Source organism: Actinomycetota bacterium (genome assembly GCA_036280995.1).
Lineage (GTDB): Bacteria > Actinomycetota > CALGFH01 > CALGFH01 > CALGFH01 > CALGFH01.
On the sequence record DASUPQ010000629.1, the window covers coordinates 1 to 20,653 of the forward strand.

Consider the following 20,653-nt stretch of genomic DNA (forward strand, 5'->3'; position numbering starts at 1 on the left):
CTGGCCACCGAGATCCTCGGGCGCTTCGGCGCCGCACCCGAGGACGTCGTCCTCGGCGCAGTCAACGCCGGCCACCCCGGCGGGATGCTGCCCCTGACCCGCGAGAGCGCCGCCTCGTTCCACGATGCCCGGCTGCCCGGCAACCTCTATGTGGCCGACGCCAGCCTGTTCCCCGAGTCACTCGGCAACCCGCCGATCCTCACCATCGTCGCCATGGCCAAGCGCATCGGGCGGCTGCTCGCCGACGAGATCCGTCCGGACAGCCGACCGCAGCCGCCGCCTCGCCCTGGTGGCCGATCTGGACGCGGATCTGTCCGGGATGCGGGACGGCTGGGAGGCGTTGGTGCCCGGCCGGGTGGGGGGCGGGGTGAGTTGTGGCCACCAGCACGGCCCCTGGGTGCTGGTGGCCACGGATGGCCGCTGGTGCGGTCAGATGAGCCAGCGGTTGCGCTGCACGAACGGCAGCCCGGCCCACCACCGGCCCAGGCCCCAGGTGCGACCGGCGTAGGTCACGGCCAGCGCGATCAGGGCCAGGGCGTAGATGATGTGGTAGTCAACGATCGGGTTGGTCGACATCGACGGCTCACCGGCCGAGGTGAGCTTGTCCAGCGGCCACTCGGCGGCCCACATCAGCACCATCATCACGGTGCCGCTGACCGCCGCGGCCCGCAGCCCGATCCCCAGGATCAGGGCGATCCCGATGGCGAGCAGGCCAACCATGAACAGCCAGTCGGCCCAGGCGGCCCCGGCCCAGGTGTGGAAGGTGTCCTCGAAGGGGCCGACCGCCACCCGGCTGAGGAAGCCTCTGGTGGGCGAGCCGCCGTTGATCCAGGCCCGCTCGGCCGGGGTGGCGTAGCCGAACCCGAAGGTCTTGTCCAGGAACGCCCACAGGAACTCGAAGCCGAGCACCACGCGGAACACCGCCAGGAACCTGGCCGCACCGGTGCTGATGATGGTCTCAGGTGCGGGCTGGGTCTCGGCCCGCGCCGAGCCGTCCATTCGCACCGACTCTTGAATGGCCATGACATGCCTCCTTCTTGCTGATCTCTGGTCAGCAGTGTCGCCGTGGTGCCGGCCCCTGCCATGGGCCGAACGGCCCTCTTCCCATGGGCTAGTGGCCGGCGTTCGGCTCCCTCTCCCGCTCAAGCGGGGACCTTCGGCCCTAAGCAACTCCGGGTTGGGAGCCCATGCTCGGATGTGGCCGGCACATCGGAGGAGGTGGACGATGGTTGTCACCGAGGACTGGAGCTTCCGGGCCGAGGCCGTCAGCAAGGTCTACGACGGCACCAACCGGGCCAACGACGGCATCACCCTGCGGGTGGAGCCGGGCGAGGTGTACGGCCTGCTCGGACCCAACGGCGCCGGCAAGACGACCCTGGTCAAGCAGGTGATCGGGCTCCTCAAGCCGACCGGAGGCCGGATCATCCTTGGACCCTATGACCTGGTCGCCGACCCCGACGCGGCCCGCCAGCTGTGCTCGTACCTGCCACAGGCCCAGATGCCGATCGACTCATTCCGGGTGCGCGAGGCCATCGAGCTGACCGGGAGGATCCGCGGCGGCGACGGGCCGACCGTTCGCCGCCGAACCGACGAGCTCATCGAGGCACTGGACATCACCAAGTGGCGCAACACCATGGGCCAGCAGCTGTCAGGTGGGGTCAAGCGGCTGGTGGGCTTTGCCATGGTGACGGTCCAGCCGGGTCGCGTGGTCATCCTGGACGAGCCGACCAACGACGTCGACCCGCTGCGCCGCCGGCTGCTGTGGGACCAGATCCGCGGCCTCGGCGAGCTGGGCTGCGCCGTCTTCCTGGTCACCCACAACGTGATGGAGGCCGAGAAATCGGTGGACCGCCTGGCCGTCATCGCCTCCGGACGGCTGATCGCCGAAGGCACCCCGAGCTCGCTCAAGGCCCAGGACCGCGGGCAGCTCCGGCTCCAGGTGATGCTCGTTCCCGGGACGGACACCCCGGTGCTGCCGGAATGGGTCCGCCACCACACCAGGGTCGGCCACAACCTCATCGCCAGCATCGGCCGGACCGACGGGCCGCGCGGGATCGGCTGGGCCGAGGAGCTGATCGGCCAGGGGGCGGCCGAGGAATATGCGCTGGGGGCGACCACGCTGGAGGATGTCTACATCCGGCTGACCGGGCATGTGTCCGCCAACGGCCACCGGGAGGGATGACGATGGCCACCGTCGCCCTCCCCCGCCCCAGGACCGAGGTTCGCCGTGGCCCCGCCCACTGGGTCGGCGGCTACCGGACCATGCTCCATTGGCAGCTGGCGAGCCTGCGAACGTTGCTCCCGCTCCTGATCGGGATCCAGGTCCTGGTCGGGGCGGGCTTCGTGCTCGGCATCGCACTGCTCTTCGACGACATCTCCCCCACGGCGGCGCTGTACGTCTCGAGCGGCGCCCCGGTCATGAACCTGCTCATGGTCGGGCTCCTCCTCGGCCCGCAGCTGGTGGCCCAGCAGAAGGCCGAGCACAGCTACGACTTCCTGCAGGCCCTGCCGGTGCCACGGGCCATGACGGCACTGGCCTGGTACACCGTGACGCTGCTGGCCAGCCTTCCCGCGGTGGTGCTGTCGCTGCTGGTCGCCCAGCTGCGGTACGGGATCACGTTCACCGTCTCCCCCGCCGTCGTCGCGGCCGTGCTGCTCACCGCGTTCACCGGGACGATGCTGGGCTACGCGCTGGGGCACGCCCTGCCCAACCCGATGACCATCCAGCTGGCCGAGGGGGTGCTGCGGTTCGTGGTGTTCGGGCTCAGCCCGATCCTGTTTCCCGCCGAGCAGCTGCCGGGCTGGCTCGCCGCCCTCAGCTGGTGGTTGCCGTTCGGTCACATGGCGGTGATCGTGCGGGACTCGCTCGCACCCGAGATGGTGGCCGACGCCCCCATCTCCTACCTCATCGTCGCGATCTGGGGTGTGGGATGCGCCATGGTCGCGGCTTGGGCTCTGGGGAGGCGGAGATGAACACGACAGCGACCCTCCAGGCGGCACCGTCGGCCGGGCAGCTCCCCAGCACCATCCGCTCCGGGGCCGGCCATTGGCTGCGCAGCCTCCACCGGATGCTCCGGTTCGACCTCAGACGAGCCCGCCAGTGGGCGCCCATGATGGCCGTCGCCCAGGTGTTCATGGGGGCCGGCATGGCCGTCATGTACGGCTTCTTCTACCCCGAGGTGGACGAGGCGACCGCGCTGTACATCGCCACCGGGACCCCGACCCTGGCCCTGATCCCGCTGGGGCTCCTGATGCTGCCCGAGAGCGTCAACCAGCAGCGGCTGGAGGGGACCTTCGACTTCATCTGGTCGCTGCCGGCTCCCCGCACCGCCCAGGCCACCTCGACCTTCCTGCTCTACACGCTGATCTCGCTGCCCGGCATGGTGCTGTCCCTGGTGGTCGCCACCGTGCTGTACGGCGTCCAGCTGAGCGTGTCGCCGCTGATCGTGCCGGCGGTCCTGCTCTGCGCCCTGATGGCCGTCTCGGTCGGGTTCGGCATGGCCCTGGCCATCCCCAACCCGATGGTGGTCAGCGTGATCACCAGCGCCCTGGCCTTCGTGGTCCTGCTGTTCTCCCCGATCGTCTATCCGCCCAGCCACCTCCCCGGCTGGCTGTTCGCCATCCACCAGGCCCTGCCGTTCTACAACATGGCCGTGGTGATCCGAGCCGGCCTCAGCGTGGGCCTGGTGAGCGACCTGACCCGGTCGTTCCTCGTCCTCGGCGCCTGGACGGTGGCCGGGTGGGCCATGACCGGATGGGTCATCGGACACCGACGCTGAAGGTCGTGCGGGCCTTCGATCAGCGGCTGCGCACCGGGTGGGAGGCCAAGGTCTTGATGTAGTTGGCCCGCTCGAAGGTGGCCGGGTTGGGGATCGAGCGCTGGCTGAGGCGGCCCCGGAGCTGGTCGACCGTGTCGTAGTCGTGGCGGTCCATCCAGTCGCGCACGCCGACCTCGAGGGGCCGCAGGTGGTCGGGGCCGTTGCGCAGCAGGGCCGAGGTCATCATGGCCACCTCCGCCCCGGCCAGCAGGACCTTGAGGACGTCCTCGGTCGTGTGGACCCCGGTCGAGGCGGCCAGCGACACCCGGTGGCGCCGGTGCAGGATGGCGATCCAGCGCAGCGGCAGGCGCAGCTCGGTCGAGGTGCTCAGCTCCAGCGCCGGCCGGACCTCCATGGCCTCGATGTCCAGGTCGGGCTGGTAGAAGCGGTTGAACAGGACCAGCCCGTTGGCGCCGGCCTCGACCAGCTGGCCGGCCATGTTGGCCATCGAGCTGAAGTACGGGCTGAGCTTGACCGCCAGGGGGATCCCGGTGGCCCGGCGCACCGCCCGGACCACGTCCAGGTAGTGCCACTCGACGTCGCTGCCCGACAGCCCCGGCCGTGAAGACACGTAGTAGACGTTGAGCTCGAGGGCGTCGGCCCCGGCCTCCTCCAGCCGGCTGGCGTAGCCGACCCAGCCGCCCCGCGAGACGCCGTTGAGGCTGGCGATCACCGGGATCGACAGGGCCTCCTTGGCCTGCTCGACCAGGGCCAGGTAGGCGCCCGGCCCGGCGCCGTAGCCGGCCTGGTCGGCCGGGTCCCCACCGGGCCGGGCCGACCCCTCCCGATCGTCCGGGGCAAGGTCCTCCTCGAACAGCGACGGCAGCACCACCGCCCCGGCCCCGGCCGCCTCCAGCCGGCGCAGCCCGTCCAGGCTTCCGGTGAGCGGCGACGACGAGGCGACCATCGGGCTGGGCAGCTCCAGCCCCAGATAGCGGGTACGCAGATCGGCCATGACGCTGCTCCTCCTTCAGAGGGTCGACCTGTGGACTACTTCTTCTGGTCCGCCTGGTCGTAGATGTGGAGCACCTGCCACTGGCCTGGTGCCACTTCCTTCCAGACCTTCCGGAAGACGGGACCGGTGGATTGCGGGGCGGTCTTCCTCCGACGGTGGAGGCGCGGGACCAGACGCCATCGTCTGGCGGTCCTGGACACCGGTCCCCGGTGCTGGGTGGCGGAGTTGGTCGGACTGGTCATCGGTCCTCGCCTCCGGCGAGCGGGTCGTACCTGACATCTCCAGACTCGTTCACACCAACCCCGTCCAGTAGGGGCGGAGGTCCCTCCCGGCAGGAGGCGTCTGGCCCGTGTCCCTGCGTCCGTCTGGCGGTCATACTGACACAAATACCCAGGAAGGAGGCGGCCCGATGACCGGCGGGCAGTACGATCCCGGCCTGACCGAGCGGGGCGCCGGGGTGGTCGTGGACGACCTCGGCGAGCTCGCCGTGGGAGGGGACGGCAACCACCGGCCAGGTGACCGGTGACCACCTGGACCCTCACCTACGACGGCTTCGACCCGGCGTCCGAGCGGCTCCGGGAGACGCTGTGCACGCTCGGCAACGGCTACTTCGCCACCCGCGGCGCCGCCCCCGAGGCGTCGGCCGGCGACGTCCACTACCCCGGCACCTACGCCGCCGGCTGCTACAACCGGGCGGTCAGCCGAGTCGCCGGCCGCGAGGTCGAGAACGAGGACCTGGTCAACCTGCCCAACTGGCTGCCCCTCACGTTCCGGGCCCAGGGCGGGGACTGGCTGGACCTGTCGCGCCAGGAGGTGCTCGGCCTCCGCCAGGAGCTCGACCTGCGCCGCGGCGTCCTCACCCGGTTCCTGCGGGTCCAGGACCCGCAGGGACGCACGACCCGGGTCACCCAGCGCCGCTTCGTCTCGATGGCCGACCCCCACCTGGCCGCCCTGGAGACGACGGTCGTGCCCGAGGACTGGTCGGGGCGGCTCGAGTTCCGCTCGGCCCTGGACGGCCAGGTGACCAACGCCGGGGTGGCCCGCTACCGCGACCTCGAGGGCCGCCACCTGGTCCCGGTGGCGGGAGGTCGGGCCGGCGACGACGTTGTCTGGCTGCAGGTGGAGACGAGCGCCTCGCGCGTCGAGGTGGCCCTGGCCGCCCGCACCCGGATGGCCGGCGAGGACGGGCCGCTGGCCGCCGAGCGGCGGTTCCTGGAGGAGGCCGGCCTGGTTGCCGAGGAGCTGGCCGTGGACGCCCGCGCCGGACAGGCGGTCACCGTCGAGAAGGTGGTGGCCCTGTTCACCTCCAGGGACCGGGCCATCGCCCACCCGGGCGACGCCGCCCGCGGGCGGATGGCCCGGCTCCCCGACGGCTTCGACGAGCTGCTGGAGCGCCACACCCTGGCCTGGGACCAGCTGTGGCGGCGCTGCCGCATCGACCTGAACGGCGACGGCGACCCCGAGGTCGCCCGCGTCCTCAACCTGCACGTGTTCCACCTGCTCCAGACCGTGTCGGAGCACACCACCGAGCTGGACGCCGGGGTGCCGGCGCGGGGCCTGCACGGCGAGGCCTACCGGGGCCACATCTTCTGGGACGAGCTGTTCATCTTCCCGTTCCTCAACCTCCGCTTCCCCGAGCTGACCCGGGCGCTGCTGCGCTACCGGGCCCGGCGGCTGCCCGAGGCCCGCCACGCGGCCCGGGAGGCCGGCTACCGGGGCGCCATGTACCCCTGGCAGAGCGGCAGCGACGGTCGCGAGGAGACCCAGCGGCTGCACCTGAACCCGCGCTCGGGCCACTGGCTGCCCGACAAGTCCCACCGCCAGCGCCACGTCAACGCGGCCGTGGCCTGGAACATCTGGCAGTACTACCAGGTCACCGGCGACCTGGCGTTCCTGGAGGGCTACGGGGCCGAGATGCTGTGGGAGATCGCCCGCTTCTGGGCCAGCATCGCCACCTACGACCGGGCCCTGGACCGCTACCAGATCCTCGGGGTGATGGGGCCGGACGAGTACCACGACGGCTATCCGGAGCGGGACGAGCCCGGCCTGGACAACAACGCCTACACCAACGTGATGGCCGCCTGGGTGCTGTGCCGGGCCCTGGAGACCGTGGAGCTGCTCCCCGACCACCGCCGGGTCGAGCTGACCGAGCGGATCGGGCTGGCCCGGGAGGAGCTGGAACGCTGGGAGGAGGTCAGCCGCAAGCTGCTCGTCCCCTTCCACGACGGCGACATCATCAGCCAGTTCGAGGGCTACGGCGACCTGGAGGAGCTGGACTGGGAAGGTCTCCGGCGCCGCCACAGCGACCTCCGCCGGCTGGACCGGATCCTGGAGGCCGAGGGCGACACCGTCAACCGCTACAAGGCCTCCAAGCAGGCCGACGTGCTGATGCTGTTCTACCTGCTGTCGGCCGAGGAGCTGCGCGGGCTGCTGGAGCGGCTCGGCTACCGGCTGGAGCCGTCGGCCATCCGCCGCAACGTCGACTACTACCTGGAGCGCACCTCGCACGGCTCGACCCTGTCCGGGGTGGTCAACGCCTGGGTGCTGGCCCGCTCCGACCGGCCGAGGTCGTGGCGGTTCTTCACCGAGGCGCTGGCCAGCGACATCCACGACGTCCAGGGCGGCACCACCGCCGAGGGCATCCACCTGGGCGCCATGGCCGGCACGGTCGACCTGGCCCAGCGCTGCTACACCGGCCTCGAGGCCCGCGAGGACGTCCTGTGGCTCAACCCCAGCCTGCCCGAGGAGCTGGACGGGCTCGACTTCGACGTCCGCTACCGCGGCAACTGGGGCATCAACCTCCACCTGACCCCGGAGCGACTGCGGGTCCGCGTGCCCGCCTCCTGCGCCGCTCCGGTCCGGATCGGCGTCAAGGGGCAGATCGTGGAGCTGGCACCGGGTAGCACCCGCGAGTTCCCGTGCTGAGCGGGTGAGGGCCACCCGGCCCGGCAATGGAGAGACGGTCGGCCGATGCGGCCGCCGCCTGAATGGCGGAGGCTCAGCAGGGAGGCACCCGCCCTCCACACCGCCACCGAGGAGGCGACATCGATGACCGCAACCGAGTCCACCGCGACCAGCCTCGAGGGCCTGCTCGGGACGGTCGGCGAGGCGATGAACGCCGAGGTGGTGGCGCTCGAGGCCGACACCCCGGTCGACGTGGCCCTGCGCCGGCTGGAGCACACCCAGGTGTCGGGGGCTCCTGTCGTCGACCACGGACGCGTGGTTGGCGTGGTGACCCTACGCGACCTGCTCGGCCCCGTCCTGGCCGACGGTCCCGTCCTGACCACCGGCCCATTCCACCGCCGCGAGCACCAGCTGACCACCTACCGGGTGCACGAGCTCATGACCGCCGAGCCGTTGACGGCCCGGCCCGACTGGCCGCTGGTCCAGGCGGTCCTGGCCATGGAGCAGGCCGGCATCAACCGGCTGCCGGTGGTCGACGCGGCCGGTCGGCCGGCCGGCATCCTGACTCGCGACGACGTGCTGCGCGTTCTGGCCCGGCGCATCCGGGGACTTGGTCCGCCGGCAGGCCGCGGATCTCGGATCGAGCCGGACTAACGTGAACCCGAGGCCGGACCGAGCTGTTGCCTCGGCCCGACCCGTCAACCCCGACGGCGACCGACGGTGAAGTAGGCCAGCGGGCCGACGAAGTTGACGAACGCGGCCGCCACCCACAGCCTCTTGTTGCCGCGGATCTGCGCGCTCGGGCGGCGCCGCAGGTCCCAGAGGGTGGCGGCGGCCAAGGCCTCCTGGACCACGACGGCTGCGACGATCGCCGCCTGCTGGCGCCCGCTCAGCTCGCTCCAGCGTTTCCTTGTCATCGTGAACCTCCTTGCCGGTCCGGTTGGTCAGCCGCCGAAGGCGATCATGTACAGCAGCCAGAGGCCGTACAGGATGGTGGCCACGGCCAGATCCAGCAGGAGCCAGGCCACGATCCGCTCGCTCCGGCCGCGCAGGCCCAGGTCGAGCAGGACCGCATGCACGCCGGCGATGCCGTGCCAGGTCACGCAGACCAGCAGCAGGGCCTCGACGGCGAACACGACCGGGTTGCGGATCCAGGCGACCACGTCGGCGTAGGTGCGCAGGCCCCCCTCGACCACGAAGTGCTGGGCGACCATGTGCACGGTGAGCAGGACCAGCAGCAGCACCCCGGAGATGACCTGGGCCACCCAGGCGAAGGTTGGCCGGGGGCGGCGCCGCCAGCGGGTCGCCTCGGTGAAGTCCTCCTTGAGCTGTGTCGCCATCGGTTCCTCCTCGATCAGGCCAGGATGCGTACGGCCGCGACCAGCACGACCAGCCCGACCAGGATGGCCGCGGCCGCCAGCAGGGCCCGGTGCCGGTCGACCAGCAGCCCGGATCCGACCAGAGCCACCCGCAGGCCGTTGAGACCGTGGAAGGCCAGGCCGGCGACCAGCAGCAGGTCGAAGGCCAGGAACACCGGCCGGCGGAACAACTCGACCAGCCCGTCCCAGGCCTCGGGGCCCCGCAGCAGGGTGCTGAGGATCGCCAGGTGCAGGTACAGGTAGGCGACCAGCCCGAGCCCGGTCAGCCGGTTGGCCACAAAGGCCCAGGTGCCGAGGTTGCGCCCGCGCGGGTCGAGCCAGCGCGGCCGTCGCCGTTGCCGGTTCCCGCCGTGGCGGCTGACTTGGGTCATGTGCGGGCCTCCCGGTGGTATCGGCCGACCAGCCGGGGCAGCCGGTCCCGGAGCAGGCGGCCACGCAGCCGCATGATCGCCTCGCCCGGGTCGACCCCGGCCGGGCAGACGGCCGAGCATTCGAAGGCGGCGTGGCAACGCCAGGCCCCGTGAGCGTCGTCGACCAGGCCGAGCACCGCCTTCGGGTCCACGCCGCGTGGTTCCTCCAGGACCCGCTCGGCCGCGGCCAGCGCGGCCGGACCCAGGAATCGAGGGTCCCCGGCGACCGGGCAGGCCGACAGGCACAGGCCGCATTCGATGCAGTCCTCGAAGCGTGCCAGGTCCTGCAACACGGGACCCGGACCCGCCTTCCCGTCCTTCTCCCCGGCGCGCTCGCTGGCCCGGACCAGCGACCGGCCGACCGGCTCGAGGCGCCGGTAGACATGCTCCATGTCCACGACCAGGTCGCCGATCACGACCGCCCCGGCCAGGGGCTCCACCACCACCGGGTCGCCCAGGCCGTCCAGTCTGGTCACGCAGGCCAGGACCTCGCGGCCGTTGACCCGCATCCCGCAGGTGCCGCAGGAGCCGTGCAGGCAGGAATGGCGGACGGTGAGGCTGGGGTCCTGCCGGCGGCGGATGGCCAGCAGGGCGTCGAGCACGGTGGCGCGGGGCCCGGCCGGAACCCGGAACTCGTCGTAGCGGGGGCCCGCGTCGGCCGGGCCGTGGCGGAAGACCTTGAGGAGCACGGTTCGTTGGGCGCTCATGCCGCCCTCCCGGTGTAGTAGGCGGTGTGGGGCGCCAGGACGGTGTCGCGGGTGCGGCATGGCGCCTGGACACCGAGCTTGGTGCAGACGAGGTCGGCGGTGGCCTCGGCCATGGCCCGCAGGGTGGTGGCCTTGCCGCCGGTGATGGTGACGAACCCCTCCACCCCATCGGTGACAGCGTGGTCGAAGCACTTGAAGGTCCGGGACAGCTCGCGGCCGCCGCCTCCTCCGGCGCCAGCAGTGGCGCCGATCAGCGGCCGGGCCGCGGACCAGGCGGCCCGCTCGGCGGCCGAGGCCACTGCCGGGACCAGCCTGGCACCCTCGCGGTACATCGCCTGGACATGCTCGTCGGGGACCTCGAGGTCGTCGGGGTCGGTGACGGTCCAGGCGCTGGTCCCCACGATCGACAGGCGCCGCTGGGGCACCACGATGTCCCCGTCGCCGGCCGGGTGGAGGCGGTTGACGACCAGGTCGCACAGCCGGCCGACCAGCGCCAGGAGCACTCCCGGTGACGGCTGGACCGGTACGGTCGCCCCCGCCATCGCGGCCAGGCGCTCGCACCAGGGGCCGGTCGCGTTGACCACCAGGTCGGACGCCAGCTCGGCCTCCGCGCCGGTCAGGTGGTCCCGCAGCGTGACCCCGGTCACCGCCCGGCCAGCGGTCAGCAGCCCGGTGACCTCGGTGAACGGGCGCAGCCGGGCGCCGTTGCGCTGGGCCGTGGCGAAGAACCGCAGCGGCAGCCGCATGGCGTCCATGGTCGCGTCCGGGACCCACACGGCCGCCCTGAGCGCTGGGGTCAGGCCCGGCTCCAGGGCCAGGGCATCGGCCACGGTCAGCTCTCGGGTCGGGATGCCACAGGCCGCGCAGCCGGCCAGGAACCTCGGCAGGTAGTCCATGTCCTCGTCGGTGAGGGCGACGAACAGCCCGCCGTTCTCCTCGAACGACCCGGGCGCGATGCGGCGGAGGATGCGGTTCTCGGCGATGCACTCCACCGCCGACTCCGGGTCGTTGACCGCGTAGCGGCCGCCGGAGTGCAGCAGCCCGTGGTGGCGTCCGGTGGTGCCCGAGGTCAGCTCGCCCCGCTCCAGCAGGGTCACGGCCAGCCCGCGCAGCGCCAGGTCGTGGGCAAGGGCTCCTCCGGTGCCGCCCCCGCCGGCCACGATCACCTGTGGCGCGTCCATGTCCTGCTTCACCTCCTGGCGGCGCCGGGACCGAGCCGGTCCCGGCGTCGACGCGAGGCGCCTCAGCGCGCGATCAGCACCGGCCGCTGGCTGAGGTGCAGGACCTTGTGGGCCACGCTGCCGAGCAGCAGCGCGGTCAGGTCGCCGCGGCCGTGGGAGCCCATCACGATCAGGCCGGCGTCCAGGTCCTCGGTCAGGTTGGTGAGGATCCGGGCGATGCCGCCGTACTGGGCGCTGCGAAGCTCGCTGCGCGCCTTGATCCCGGCCTCCTCCAGCTCGGCCACGTACCCCTTGGCGAGCTCGATGACCTCCCGGTCGGCCTCGTAGTCGAGGCCGGGGTAGGTCTGGACGTGGGCGGGCAGCAGCTCGGTCACGTGGGTGACCACGACCTCGTCGTTGGTGCTCATGGCCAGCCGCTTGGCCAGCTCGACCGCCTTTTCGGAGTACTTGGAGCCGTCGACGGCGAGCACGATGGTCCGGAACATCGGGTGCCTCCTCTCGAAGTGTGCCTCCAGCATCGATGCAGGAGGCGCTGCCAACGAGTGCCGTATGGCCCGCATGCGACAGGCCGTACGACCGGAGCCGTCCCGGCCCGGCGGCGCGATGCTGTGACCATGGAGGAGATCGCCCGGGTGCTCACCCGACATCCGCCGTCCGATCGGCTCCCGGCAGTTCTGCCGGCGCCGATGACGGCGCAACGGGACCTGCTCTCGGTCCGAGCCGGGACGCTGGCCAGCCGGCCGATCGTCACCTGCGCCCCCGACGACACGGTGGCCCAGGCGGCCCGGCGCATGCGCGACCGGCTCGTGTCGTCGCTGATCGTCGACAGCCGGCCGCCTGGCCTGGTGACCGCCACCGACCTCCGCGACCGCGTGCTCGCGGCAGGCCTTGATCCGGGCACACCGGTACGCCAGGTCATGACCACGCCGCTGCATACCATCCCGGCCGACAGCACCATCGGCGAGGTGATGCTCGCCATGGTCGACCGGGGCATCCACCACCTGCCCCTGACCCGGCAGGGACGGCTGGTCGGGATCGTCTCCGACACCGACCTGCTGCGGCGGGAGTCCCACCATCCCCTGCTCGTCCGCCGCCAGCTCGACCGGGCGGCCGGCCCCGAGGAGCTGGCTGCCTACGCCCGTGAGGTGACCACGGCCGCGGCCCGACTGGTCGGGGTCGGCACTCCGCCGGCTGAGGTCACCCGGTTCCTGACCAGCGCCAACGATGCCCTCTATGTCGGCGCCGCCCGTGACGGGGAGGCGGCGCTCGGGCCGCCCCCGTGCCCGTATGCGCTCCTCGTCCTGGGCAGCGGGGCCCGCCGGGAGAGCACGCTCCGCACCGACCAGGACCACGCCCTGGTGCTGGCCGATGGCACCGCTCCGGGGGCCGATGGCTGGTTCGCCGCCCTGGCCGAGCACCTGGCGGCCACGCTGGAGCTGTGCGGGCTCGTCCGCTGCCCGGGCGACATCATGGCCACCAATCCGGCCCGGCGGGTCCCGCTGGGGGCCTGGCAGGAGCAGTTCATCCGCTGGATAGAGGAGCCGGAGGAGGACGCGGTGCTCGCCGCGGCCACCTACTTCGACTTCCGCCAGCTCCATGGCGAGCTCGACGCCGAGGCGCCGCTTCGGCGGATCGCCGGCCAGGCCGCCGGCAACCGGCGGTTCCTCGGCCGCCTGGCCGTGGCGGCCCTCTGGCGGCGCCCACCGCTCGGGTTCCTGCACCACCTGCGCGGCGACCACCATGGCCGGATCGACCTCAAGGCGCACGGAACCGCGCCGATCGTCGACCTGGCCCGCCTGCTCGCCCTGGATGCCGGCGACCCGGCGGTGGCCACCACCGCTCGGCTGCAGGCGGCGGCCGACCACGGCACCGCCGGGACCGCCGCCACCGACCTGGCCGCCGCCTTTGAGTACCTGCAGCGGTTGCGCCTGCGCCACCAGGCCGATCGACTGGCCGCGGGAGCGGTCCCGGACGATGCCGTCTCCCTGGCCGAGCTCACCGCGCTCCAGCGCCGCTGGCTCAAGGACACGGCTGAGCTTCTTCGCACCTGCCAGGAGAGCATCCGGATCGCCTACCGGACCGACCTGATCGGCTGACCTCCTGCCGTGGCGGCTGCGAGTCAGGGGGCCGCCGGCGCCAGTTCCTTCCGCGCCTCCAGGAACCGCTTCAGGCCACCCCAGTTCTCCCGCTCCTGACGCCGGCCCACACCGACGATGACCGGGGTCAGCAGCCTGTACGGCCCACGGGGCCTGACCACCCACGACCAGCCCATCCGGGTGCCGTTCGCGACAGGGTCGAAGCGCAGGGTCCCGGCGATGTCCGCGGCCGGCATGTGGATCGACGACGCCAGCCGTCGGGGCCGCTCATAGGTCGTGTACTCGATGGTCATCCCGGTGGTCCGGCCCAGCGTGACGGCCTCGGCCCGGAACCGGGTCCCGCGGCCGATGGGGCCGGGCGAGAGCTTCTCGGCCCGGCGGATGCGCGGGTTGTAGCGCGGCTCGTTTCGTTCGTCGGCGACGAAGTCGAACACCTCATGGACCGGCCGATGGATGACAAGCTCGCCCTCTATCCGTGCCATGGCGATGCACCTCCCTCTGCCGTCATGCTGGGCGCCGCCCTGGCGCATTGGCAGGGCCGGAAGTCCCTTGGAGTTCGTCCGTTCGGCCGGGCCACGACCTGGCAGCCGGTCGTAGCTGTCAGCGACGGTCGACTGCGGGCGGTGTAGGCTGCCGGTGATGGCCTCGATCCATGAGCGGTACGAGCGCCTGCTGGGGGCCGGGCTGGCGCTGGCCGCCGAGCTGTCGCTCCCGGCTGCCTTGCAGCGCATCGTGGAGTTGGCGGCCGAGCTGGCCGGGGCCGGCTACGGGGCGTTGGGGGTGCTGGGCCCCGAGGGGACCATCAGCGAGTTCCTCACCACCGGGGTGACGGCCGAGCAGCGGGCGGCCATCGGCCATCTCCCGGTGGGCCGCGGCATCCTCGGGGTGCTGATCGACGACGCCCGCCCGCTGCGGCTGCACGACATCGCCGACGACCCCCGCTCGGTCGGGTTCCCGGCCAACCACCCCCCGATGCGCTCGTTCCTGGGGGTGCCGGTGATGGCCCGGGGGCGGGTCTATGGCAACCTGTATTTGACCGAGAAACAGGGCGGGCAGGACTTTGACGCCGACGACGAGCGGGTCCTGGTCTTGTTGGCCGCCCAGGCCGGGGTGGCGATCGAGAACGCCCAGCTGTACGAGGAGGCCCGTGACCGGGCCCAGCGGCTGGAGGCCCTGCGGGCCATCACCACGGCCATCTTGGCCGGGGTCGACACCGGTGCGCTGCTGGCCCTGGTGGTGGGTCACGCCCGGGAGCTGGCCGGGGCCGATCTGGCCACCCTGGCCCTGCCGGCCGGGGAGGGCCAGCTCCGGGTGGAGGCGGCCGATGGGCTGTTGGCCGAGGAGCTACAGGGGACGGTGTTCCCGGTCGAGGGGTCGGTGACCGGTGAGGTCCTGGGCACCGGCAAGGCGGTGGTCCTGGCCGACGCCGCGGCCGATGCGCGGGTGGTCCAGCCGCTCGTCCGAGCCGGGGTCGGGCCGGCGGTGTTCATCCCCCTGGCCGTGCGTGGCCGCTCCCTCGGCACCCTCACGGTGGCCAATGCCAAGGGCGGCCCGCCCCTGCGCGAGGCCGACGTCCAGCTGGTCGAGACCTTCGCCGAACAGGCCGCGGTCGCCCTGGAGTACGGCCGGCTCCAGGGCCAGCTGCAGCGCCTGGCCCTGCTGGAGGACCGCGAACGCATCGCCAAGGAGCTGCACGACGGGGCCATCCAGGCCCTGTTCGCGGTCGGCATCGGCCTGCAGGGCGCGGCCGGGCTGGCCGGCGACGACGAGGAGCTGCGGGCCCGGCTCCAGGACGCCGTTGAGGAGCTGGACCGGGTCATCCGCGACCTGCGCAACTACATCTTTGGGCTGCGCCCCGGGATCCTGGCCGACCGCCACCTCGACCAGGCCCTCCAGCGCCTGGTCGAGGAGTTCGGCCAGCGCACCGGGGTGGTCGCCATCGCTGCGGTCGACCCGGAGGCCGCGGCCGAGCTGGCCAGTCAGGCCGCCGACATCGTCCAGCTGGCCCGCGAGGCCCTGTCCAATGTCAGCCGCCACGCCCAGGCCACCAGCTGCCGGGTCTCGCTGTACCGCCTCCAGGACGCCACCGTCCTGGAGATCGACGACGACGGCCGCGGCTTCGACCCGGCCCGGGCCAGCGGGACCGGCCAGGGCCTCCCCAACCTGCACGAGCGGGCCAAGCGCCTGGGCGGCCGCACCCAGATCCACAGCACCCCCGGCCAGGGCACCAAGGTCCAGGTCACCATCCCCCGCTGAACAGGCCAACCCTGGGCCCGGCGGTACCCTAGCAGGGCGCAGGATCCTTGACGGGGGTTACCGCCCGCCTGACGTGTGGTTAGCTACTCCACGTGGATCGGTCAACTTCCCGTAGCTGGATGCCGTCGGTCGCCGGTGGGGTCGCCGCCGTGGTCGTCGCCCTGGCCATCTACGCGGGGAGTCGCGGGCTGCGCTACTTCGACGCCGCCCTGGTCGGCTACGCCACGGCCACGGTGTTCCTGGCCTTCGGGGTCGTCTACCGCTACGCCGTCTGGGTGTCGAGCCCCCCGGCCCGGCGCTACCTGCGCCGCGGCTGGCAGGCGTTCTTCTCCTGGAGCAACTTCCGCCGCCTCCCCACCGCCGTGCCCCGCTCGGTCCTCGGCTACCTCGGCTTCCAGACCTTCCTGCGGGCCCGCGGCCGGGGCCGCTGGCTCGCCCACCAGCTGCTGTTCTGGGGAGTGGTGCTGGCCACCCTGATCACCTTCCCGCTGACCTTCGGCTGGCTGGCCTTCTTCTCCGACAACGCCACCGGGCCCGGCTACACGATCTACGTGCTCGGGTTCCGGACGGTCAGCTTCAACGCCCTCTCGTTCCTCGGCTGGGTGGTGTTCCACGGCCTCGACATCGCCGCCGTGATGGTGCTGGCCGGCTGTGGCTGGTTCCTGTGGCGGCGCTTCCGCCACCGCGAGGCCACCACCGGCCAGCGCTTCGGTTACGACTTCTTCCCCCTCATCGGGCTGGTGGCCATCTCGGTCACCGGACTGCTGCTCACCTTCTCCAGCTGGCTGCTTGAGGGCCGCAGCTACGACTTCCTGGCCATCGCCCACATGGCCACGGTCGTGCTGACGCTGGTGTTCATCCCCTTCGGCAAGTTCTTCCACGTCATCCAGCGCCCGGCCAGCGTCGGGGTCGAGATCTACAAGCGGTCGTCCCTGGAGCGCGACGGCGTGTTCCCGTGCCGGCGCTGCGGCCAGCCCCTGGAGGCGGCGGCGTTCGTGGCCGACCTCAAGGAGACCATGGACGAGCTGGAGCTCGGCTTCTCGGAGTGGGCCGAAACCTGCCCGCGCTGCAAGCGGGTCCAGCGCGGCCAGGCGTACCTGGACACGGTCAAGCGGGGGTTCCGATGAGCGACGTCCGGTATCCGGTGGTGGCCCCCGGGGTCGGCGACTTCCGCGGCGCCGGCGGGGCCGAGCCGGCCGCCCACTGGAAGGCCACGGCGGCCGGCGAGCGGCTGGTCCCGACCCACTGCTGCTTCTGCGGCGTCCAATGCGGCATGTACCTCCGGGTGGCCGAGGGCCGGGTCATCGGGGTCGAGCCCCGCAACCACGACATCAACAAGCTGCGGCTGTGCCCCAAGGGGGTGAGCGCCTACCAGCAGGTCCACCACCCCGACCGGCTGCTGTCGCCGCTGATGCGCGACACCAGGGACGGGCCGCTGCACCCGGTCTCCTGGGAGGCGGCCCTTGACCGGATCGTGTCCGAGATCCGGCGCATCCAGTCGACCTACGGGCGCGACGCCTTCGGGGTCCTCGGCGGGGCCAGCATGACCACCGAGAAGACCTACCTGATGGGCAAGTTCGCCCGCGTCGCCCTGCGCACCCGCCACATCGACTACAACGGGCGGCTGTGCATGGTCTCAGCGGCGGCCGCCAACAAGAAGGCGTTCGGCATCGACCGGGCCGGCAACCCCTGGGCCGACCTGCTCGAGACCGAGGTGATCGTGGTCGCCGGGACCAACATCGCCGAGTGCTTCCCCGTGGCCATGCAGTACTTCTGGGGGGCCAGGGACCGGGGGGCCAAGCTGGTCGTGGTCGACCCGCGCGAGACGGCCATGGCCCGCACCGCCGACGAGCACGTGCGGCTGCGGCCCGGCACCGACGCCGCCTTCTACAACGGCATGCTGCACGTGATCGCCCGCGACGGGCTCACCGACGAGCGCTTCATCGCCGAGCACACCGTCGGCTGGGAGACGGTCCGGGACACGGTGGCCAGCTACACCCCCGAGCGGGTGGGCGAGATCTGCGGACTCGACCCGCGCCAGATCGAGCGGGTGGCCCACCTGTGGGGCCGGGCCCGGCGCTGCTGGGCGGCCCACGGCCGCGGGCTGGAGCAGCACCTCCAGGGCGTCGAGAACGTGCTCTCGTGCATCAACGTGTCCCTGGCCACCGGCCAGCTCGGCCGCCCAGGGGCCGGCTACGGCACCCTCACCGGCCAGGGCAACGGCCAGGGCGGCCGCGAGCACGGCCAGAAGTCGGACATGCTGCCGGGCGGGCGCGACCTCTCCAACCCCGAGCACCGCGCCTATGTCGCCGGCGTCTGGGGGATCGCCGAGGCCGACCTGCCCCACAAGGGCACCTCGATGCACGAGATGGTCTGGCAGATGGCCGACGGCCAGATCCGCGGCCTGCTCGGCATGTGCAACAACCCGTTCGTGTCCCTGCCCAACCAGGCGGTGGTCCGGGCCGGCTACGAGGCGCTCGAGTTCCACGTCCAGTCCGACTTCTTCCTGTCCGAGACGGCGGCCCGGGCCGACGTGGTCCTTCCCTCGACCGTCTGGGCCGAGGACGAGGGGCTGACCACCAACGGCGAGGGCCGGGTGATCAAGCACAACAAGGCGGTGGAACCGCCCGGGGAGACCCGCACCGACTGGGAGATCCTCTGCGAGCTGGCCCGCCGGCTCGGGTCGGGCGACAAGTTTCCCTTCAGGAGCCCGGCCGAGATCCTGGACGAGCTGCGGGTCGCCTCCAAGGGCGGGGTGGCCGACTACTACGGCATCACCTATGAGAAGGTCGAGGCCACCGGCGGGGTGTTCTGGCCCTGCCCGACCCTTGAGCACCCGGGCACGCCGCGGCCGTTCGAGGGCGGCCGCTTCTACCACCCCGACGGCAAGGCCCGCTTCATCGCCGTCGAGTGGCGGCCCCCGGCCGAGCCGCCCGACGAGGCGTTCCCGCTGCGGCTGACCACCGGCCGGACGGTGGCCCACTTCCTGTCCGGCAACCAGACCCGGCGGCTGCCCGGCCTGGTCGAGCAGACCCCCCGGCCCTGGGTCGAGGTCCACCCCGGGCTCGGCTTCGCCGACGGCGACCCGGTGCGGGTGGTGACCCGCCGCGGCGCCGTCACCTACCCGGCCCTGGTCACCGAGGCCATCCGGGCCGACACGGTCTTCGTCCCCTACCACTGGGCGGGGGCGGTGGCCGCCAACGTGCTCACCATCGACGCCCTCGACCCGATCTCCAAGATGCCCGAGTTCAAGGTGTGCGCCTGCCGGGTCGAGCGCGGCCAGGCGGTCGACCCGGTCCCGGCGCCGCCCATGCCGCCCGGCGAGCACCCCTACCGGCCGGAGACGGCGCCGCTGACCGAGCGGGGCTCGCCGACCTCGCCCCAGGGAAGGGGGACCGCGGACTCATGATGGGCACGACGCTCTTCATCGACCCGGGCCGCTGCATCGGCTGCCAGGCGTGCGTGGCCGGCTGCCGCGAGTGCGACTCGCACCGCGGCAAGTCCATGATCCACCTGGACTACATCGACGTCGGCCGGACCGCGGCGGCCATGCCCACGGTCTGCATGCACTGCGAGGACCCGGTGGCCCCGTGCGCCGAGGTCTGCCCGGCCGACGCGATCCTGGTCACCGCCGACGGGGTCGTCCAGGAGGCGGCCAAGGAGCGCTGCATCGGCTGCGGCAACTGCGTCGACGCCTGCCCGTTCGGGGTGCCCAAGCTGGATGTGGCCGAGATGCTCCAGTACAAGTGCAACCTCTGCTACGACCGCACCTCGGTCGGCCTGGCCCCGATGTGCGCCACCGTCTGCCCCACCGGGGCCATCTTCTACGGCTCGATCGAGGAGCTGGAGGCCGACCGGCCGGGCGCCCAGGCCATCGACGTGTTCCGCTTCGGGTCGGCCGAGGTCCGCACCGGCTGCGCCGTGGTCGCCCCGGAGGCGTTCGCCGGCCCGGTCCCGGGGGGCATGTGATGGGCGGAGGCCGCAGGGCCGGAGGGGCCGGAGGGGCCCAGCTGGAGCGGATCCGGGCCGACACGCCGGTCACCCGCCGCGACTACCTGCGCATCCTGGTCACGGTGTCGGCCGGGCTGGCCGCGGGCGCGGCCGGGGTCGCGATCGGGCTGTTCCGGCGTCACGGCAGCGGCACGGCCGCCCCGGCCAAGGTCGCGGACCGGCTCGAGCCCGGCCAGGCGGTCGCCTTCCGCTACCCCGGCGAGGACGACCGGGCGCTGGCCATCCGCCTCCCCGACGGACGGCTGGTCGGCTGGTCGGCCGTCTGCACCCACCTGGCCTGCGCCGTGCTCTGGCGCGAGGAGGACGGCCACCTCGAGTGCCCATGCCACGACGGCGTGTTCGACCCCGCCACCGGGGAGGTCGTCGCCGGCCCGCCCCCACGTCCCCTCCCGGCCGTCCGCCTGCGCGAGGACGCCACCGGCATCTGGGCCGTGGGGACCGGCTGATGGCCACCCGCGACCCCGGCGAGCCCCAGGGCCCCGGCGCCCCGCTGCATCCCGGGGAGGCGCGCGACCTGGACCGCGACGTCGACCCGGCGCACCCCTACCGGGCCCGCCAGCTCGCCCCCTACCGGCGCGACGCCGGGCTGCACGACAGCGGGCTCACCGGCCGCTACCCGGGGCTGCGGGGCAGCGGCAGCCGCGACCCCCGGGTCCACTCCAGCGGCCCCGGCCCGGGCGCCGGCACCGACCGCGAGCCGGACCGGGCCTCGGTGCTCAACGCCCGCATCGCGATCGTCGCCACCGTGGTCGTCGGCCAGCTCTGGGGGCTGATGGTCGCCCTCAACGCCTGGCTCGACCACCGCACCGGCCAGGTCTGGCTGCTGCTCGGCTTCCAGGTCCTCTCGTTCGCCATCGCCGCGGCCGTCTGGCTGGCCGGGCCGCGTGACCGCTGACCCCGCAAGGAGCACCGCCATGACCCAGGAGACGCTGCCCC

General features: G+C 72.6%; 20 protein-coding genes and 2 pseudogenes. 13 read left to right on the forward strand and 9 right to left on the reverse strand.

Annotated elements, in window-relative coordinates:
• Window positions 1-84: 84 nt before the first annotated feature.
• Window positions 85-216, forward strand: a pseudogene (locus tag VF468_21345) (choline dehydrogenase).
• A 213-nt stretch (window positions 217-429) separates the two neighbouring features.
• Here VF468_21345 and VF468_21350 read toward each other — a convergent pair.
• Entirely contained in the window at window positions 430-1,023 is a 594-nt protein-coding gene (locus tag VF468_21350; protein HEX5880838.1) for a hypothetical protein, read from the reverse strand.
• Between the two features lie 202 nt (window positions 1,024-1,225).
• On the opposite strand from VF468_21350, the gene VF468_21355 reads away from it, so the two are divergent.
• From VF468_21355 to VF468_21365, 3 genes are read left to right on the forward strand one after another with little or no spacing between them, the layout of a single operon-like run.
• On the forward strand, window positions 1,226-2,182 hold the full coding sequence (locus VF468_21355; protein HEX5880839.1) for an ABC transporter ATP-binding protein: 957 nt from the start codon (window positions 1,226-1,228) through the stop codon (window positions 2,180-2,182).
• A gap of 2 nt (window positions 2,183-2,184) precedes the next feature.
• On the forward strand, window positions 2,185-2,973 hold the full coding sequence (locus VF468_21360) for an ABC transporter permease (GenBank protein ID HEX5880840.1): 789 nt from the start codon (window positions 2,185-2,187) through the stop codon (window positions 2,971-2,973).
• On the forward strand, window positions 2,970-3,779 hold the full coding sequence (locus tag VF468_21365) for an ABC transporter permease (GenBank protein ID HEX5880841.1): 810 nt from the start codon (window positions 2,970-2,972) through the stop codon (window positions 3,777-3,779). The genes VF468_21360 and VF468_21365 overlap by 4 nt, the downstream gene beginning before the upstream one ends.
• A 19-nt stretch (window positions 3,780-3,798) precedes the next feature.
• Here the strand turns inward: VF468_21365 and VF468_21370 are convergent, their stop codons facing one another.
• Window positions 3,799-4,773: a dihydroorotate dehydrogenase-like protein gene (locus tag VF468_21370; protein HEX5880842.1), complete on the reverse strand. Its 975-nt coding sequence runs from the start codon at window positions 4,771-4,773 to the stop codon at window positions 3,799-3,801.
• 522 nt (window positions 4,774-5,295) lie between these two features.
• Here VF468_21370 and VF468_21375 point away from each other — a divergent pair.
• Entirely contained in the window at window positions 5,296-7,698 is a 2,403-nt protein-coding gene (locus VF468_21375; GenBank protein HEX5880843.1) for a glycosyl hydrolase family 65 protein, read from the forward strand.
• Between the two features lie 123 nt (window positions 7,699-7,821).
• A complete protein-coding gene (locus VF468_21380; GenBank protein HEX5880844.1) occupies window positions 7,822-8,331 on the forward strand; it encodes a CBS domain-containing protein in 510 nt (169 codons plus the stop codon).
• A 44-nt stretch (window positions 8,332-8,375) separates the two neighbouring features.
• Here VF468_21380 and VF468_21385 read toward each other — a convergent pair whose 3' ends face one another.
• The 6 genes from VF468_21385 to VF468_21410 all read right to left on the reverse strand — a co-directional run bounded on the left by VF468_21385 (window position 8,376) and on the right by VF468_21410 (window position 11,839).
• Window positions 8,376-8,594: a PLDc N-terminal domain-containing protein gene (locus VF468_21385; protein ID HEX5880845.1), complete on the reverse strand. Its 219-nt coding sequence runs from the start codon at window positions 8,592-8,594 to the stop codon at window positions 8,376-8,378.
• A gap of 27 nt (window positions 8,595-8,621) precedes the next feature.
• Window positions 8,622-9,017: a hypothetical protein gene (locus tag VF468_21390; protein ID HEX5880846.1), complete on the reverse strand. Its 396-nt coding sequence runs from the start codon at window positions 9,015-9,017 to the stop codon at window positions 8,622-8,624.
• A 14-nt stretch (window positions 9,018-9,031) separates the two neighbouring features.
• Entirely contained in the window at window positions 9,032-9,427 is a 396-nt protein-coding gene (sdhC, locus tag VF468_21395) for a succinate dehydrogenase, cytochrome b556 subunit (GenBank protein ID HEX5880847.1), read from the reverse strand.
• The gene (locus VF468_21400) at window positions 9,424-10,173 is read right to left on the reverse strand and encodes a succinate dehydrogenase/fumarate reductase iron-sulfur subunit (protein ID HEX5880848.1); all 750 of its coding nucleotides are present in this window, start codon (window positions 10,171-10,173) and stop codon (window positions 9,424-9,426) included. Before VF468_21400 ends, sdhC begins: the two co-directional genes overlap by 4 nt.
• Window positions 10,170-11,354, reverse strand: coding sequence for an FAD-dependent oxidoreductase (locus VF468_21405; protein HEX5880849.1), 1,185 nt, complete (start codon window positions 11,352-11,354; stop codon window positions 10,170-10,172). The genes VF468_21400 and VF468_21405 overlap by 4 nt, the downstream gene beginning before the upstream one ends.
• 62 nt (window positions 11,355-11,416) lie before the next feature.
• On the reverse strand, window positions 11,417-11,839 hold the full coding sequence (locus tag VF468_21410) for a universal stress protein (protein ID HEX5880850.1): 423 nt from the start codon (window positions 11,837-11,839) through the stop codon (window positions 11,417-11,419).
• A 201-nt stretch (window positions 11,840-12,040) separates the two neighbouring features.
• On the opposite strand from VF468_21410, the gene VF468_21415 reads away from it, so the two are divergent.
• Window positions 12,041-13,450 (forward strand): DUF294 nucleotidyltransferase-like domain-containing protein, encoded by a 1,410-nt coding sequence (locus tag VF468_21415; protein ID HEX5880851.1) that lies wholly within the window; start codon window positions 12,041-12,043, stop codon window positions 13,448-13,450.
• A 23-nt stretch (window positions 13,451-13,473) separates the two neighbouring features.
• Here VF468_21415 and VF468_21420 read toward each other — a convergent pair whose 3' ends face one another.
• A complete protein-coding gene (locus tag VF468_21420; protein HEX5880852.1) occupies window positions 13,474-13,932 on the reverse strand; it encodes an SRPBCC family protein in 459 nt (152 codons plus the stop codon).
• 157 nt (window positions 13,933-14,089) lie between these two features.
• Between VF468_21420 and VF468_21425 the strand changes: the two genes are divergently transcribed.
• The 6 genes and pseudogenes from VF468_21425 (at window position 14,090) to VF468_21450 (ending at window position 20,612) form a co-directional block, all read left to right on the forward strand.
• A complete protein-coding gene (locus VF468_21425; GenBank protein ID HEX5880853.1) occupies window positions 14,090-15,706 on the forward strand; it encodes a GAF domain-containing sensor histidine kinase in 1,617 nt (538 codons plus the stop codon).
• 119 nt (window positions 15,707-15,825) lie between these two features.
• Entirely contained in the window at window positions 15,826-16,833 is a 1,008-nt protein-coding gene (locus VF468_21430; protein ID HEX5880854.1) for an MFS transporter, read from the forward strand.
• Window positions 16,830-19,115, forward strand: a complete 2,286-nt coding sequence (locus VF468_21435; GenBank protein HEX5880855.1) for a molybdopterin oxidoreductase family protein — start codon at window positions 16,830-16,832, stop codon at window positions 19,113-19,115. Before VF468_21430 ends, VF468_21435 begins: the two co-directional genes overlap by 4 nt.
• Window positions 19,112-19,675: a 4Fe-4S dicluster domain-containing protein gene (locus tag VF468_21440; GenBank protein HEX5880856.1), complete on the forward strand. Its 564-nt coding sequence runs from the start codon at window positions 19,112-19,114 to the stop codon at window positions 19,673-19,675. Before VF468_21435 ends, VF468_21440 begins: the two co-directional genes overlap by 4 nt.
• Window positions 19,675-20,157, forward strand: a pseudogene (locus tag VF468_21445) (Rieske (2Fe-2S) protein). The gene VF468_21440 and the pseudogene VF468_21445 overlap by 1 nt, the downstream one beginning before the upstream one ends.
• A gap of 5 nt (window positions 20,158-20,162) precedes the next feature.
• Complete coding sequence (locus VF468_21450; protein ID HEX5880857.1) at window positions 20,163-20,612, forward strand: hypothetical protein; 450 nt, start codon at window positions 20,163-20,165, stop codon at window positions 20,610-20,612.
• The last annotated feature ends 41 nt before the right edge of the window (window positions 20,613-20,653 follow it).

Excerpts from the sequence above, each read along its gene's own strand:
- VF468_21350 (HEX5880838.1), bottom strand. The coding sequence starts at position 1,023 with ATGGCCATTCAAGAGTCGGTGCGAATGGACGGCTCGGCGCGGGCCGAG.
- VF468_21355 (HEX5880839.1), top strand. The coding sequence starts at position 1,226 with ATGGTTGTCACCGAGGACTGGAGCTTCCGGGCCGAGGCCGTCAGCAAG.
- VF468_21360 (HEX5880840.1), top strand. The coding sequence starts at position 2,185 with ATGGCCACCGTCGCCCTCCCCCGCCCCAGGACCGAGGTTCGCCGTGGC.
- VF468_21365 (HEX5880841.1), top strand. The coding sequence starts at position 2,970 with ATGAACACGACAGCGACCCTCCAGGCGGCACCGTCGGCCGGGCAGCTC.
- VF468_21370 (HEX5880842.1), bottom strand. The coding sequence starts at position 4,773 with ATGGCCGATCTGCGTACCCGCTATCTGGGGCTGGAGCTGCCCAGCCCG.
- VF468_21380 (HEX5880844.1), top strand. The coding sequence starts at position 7,822 with ATGACCGCAACCGAGTCCACCGCGACCAGCCTCGAGGGCCTGCTCGGG.
- VF468_21385 (HEX5880845.1), bottom strand. The coding sequence starts at position 8,594 with ATGACAAGGAAACGCTGGAGCGAGCTGAGCGGGCGCCAGCAGGCGGCG.
- VF468_21390 (HEX5880846.1), bottom strand. The coding sequence starts at position 9,017 with ATGGCGACACAGCTCAAGGAGGACTTCACCGAGGCGACCCGCTGGCGG.
- sdhC (HEX5880847.1), bottom strand. The coding sequence starts at position 9,427 with ATGACCCAAGTCAGCCGCCACGGCGGGAACCGGCAACGGCGACGGCCG.
- VF468_21400 (HEX5880848.1), bottom strand. The coding sequence starts at position 10,173 with ATGAGCGCCCAACGAACCGTGCTCCTCAAGGTCTTCCGCCACGGCCCG.
- VF468_21405 (HEX5880849.1), bottom strand. The coding sequence starts at position 11,354 with ATGGACGCGCCACAGGTGATCGTGGCCGGCGGGGGCGGCACCGGAGGA.
- VF468_21410 (HEX5880850.1), bottom strand. The coding sequence starts at position 11,839 with ATGTTCCGGACCATCGTGCTCGCCGTCGACGGCTCCAAGTACTCCGAA.
- VF468_21415 (HEX5880851.1), top strand. The coding sequence starts at position 12,041 with ATGACGGCGCAACGGGACCTGCTCTCGGTCCGAGCCGGGACGCTGGCC.
- VF468_21420 (HEX5880852.1), bottom strand. The coding sequence starts at position 13,932 with ATGGCACGGATAGAGGGCGAGCTTGTCATCCATCGGCCGGTCCATGAG.
- VF468_21425 (HEX5880853.1), top strand. The coding sequence starts at position 14,090 with ATGGCCTCGATCCATGAGCGGTACGAGCGCCTGCTGGGGGCCGGGCTG.
- VF468_21430 (HEX5880854.1), top strand. The coding sequence starts at position 15,826 with ATGCCGTCGGTCGCCGGTGGGGTCGCCGCCGTGGTCGTCGCCCTGGCC.
- VF468_21435 (HEX5880855.1), top strand. The coding sequence starts at position 16,830 with ATGAGCGACGTCCGGTATCCGGTGGTGGCCCCCGGGGTCGGCGACTTC.
- VF468_21440 (HEX5880856.1), top strand. The coding sequence starts at position 19,112 with ATGATGGGCACGACGCTCTTCATCGACCCGGGCCGCTGCATCGGCTGC.
- VF468_21450 (HEX5880857.1), top strand. The coding sequence starts at position 20,163 with ATGGCCACCCGCGACCCCGGCGAGCCCCAGGGCCCCGGCGCCCCGCTG.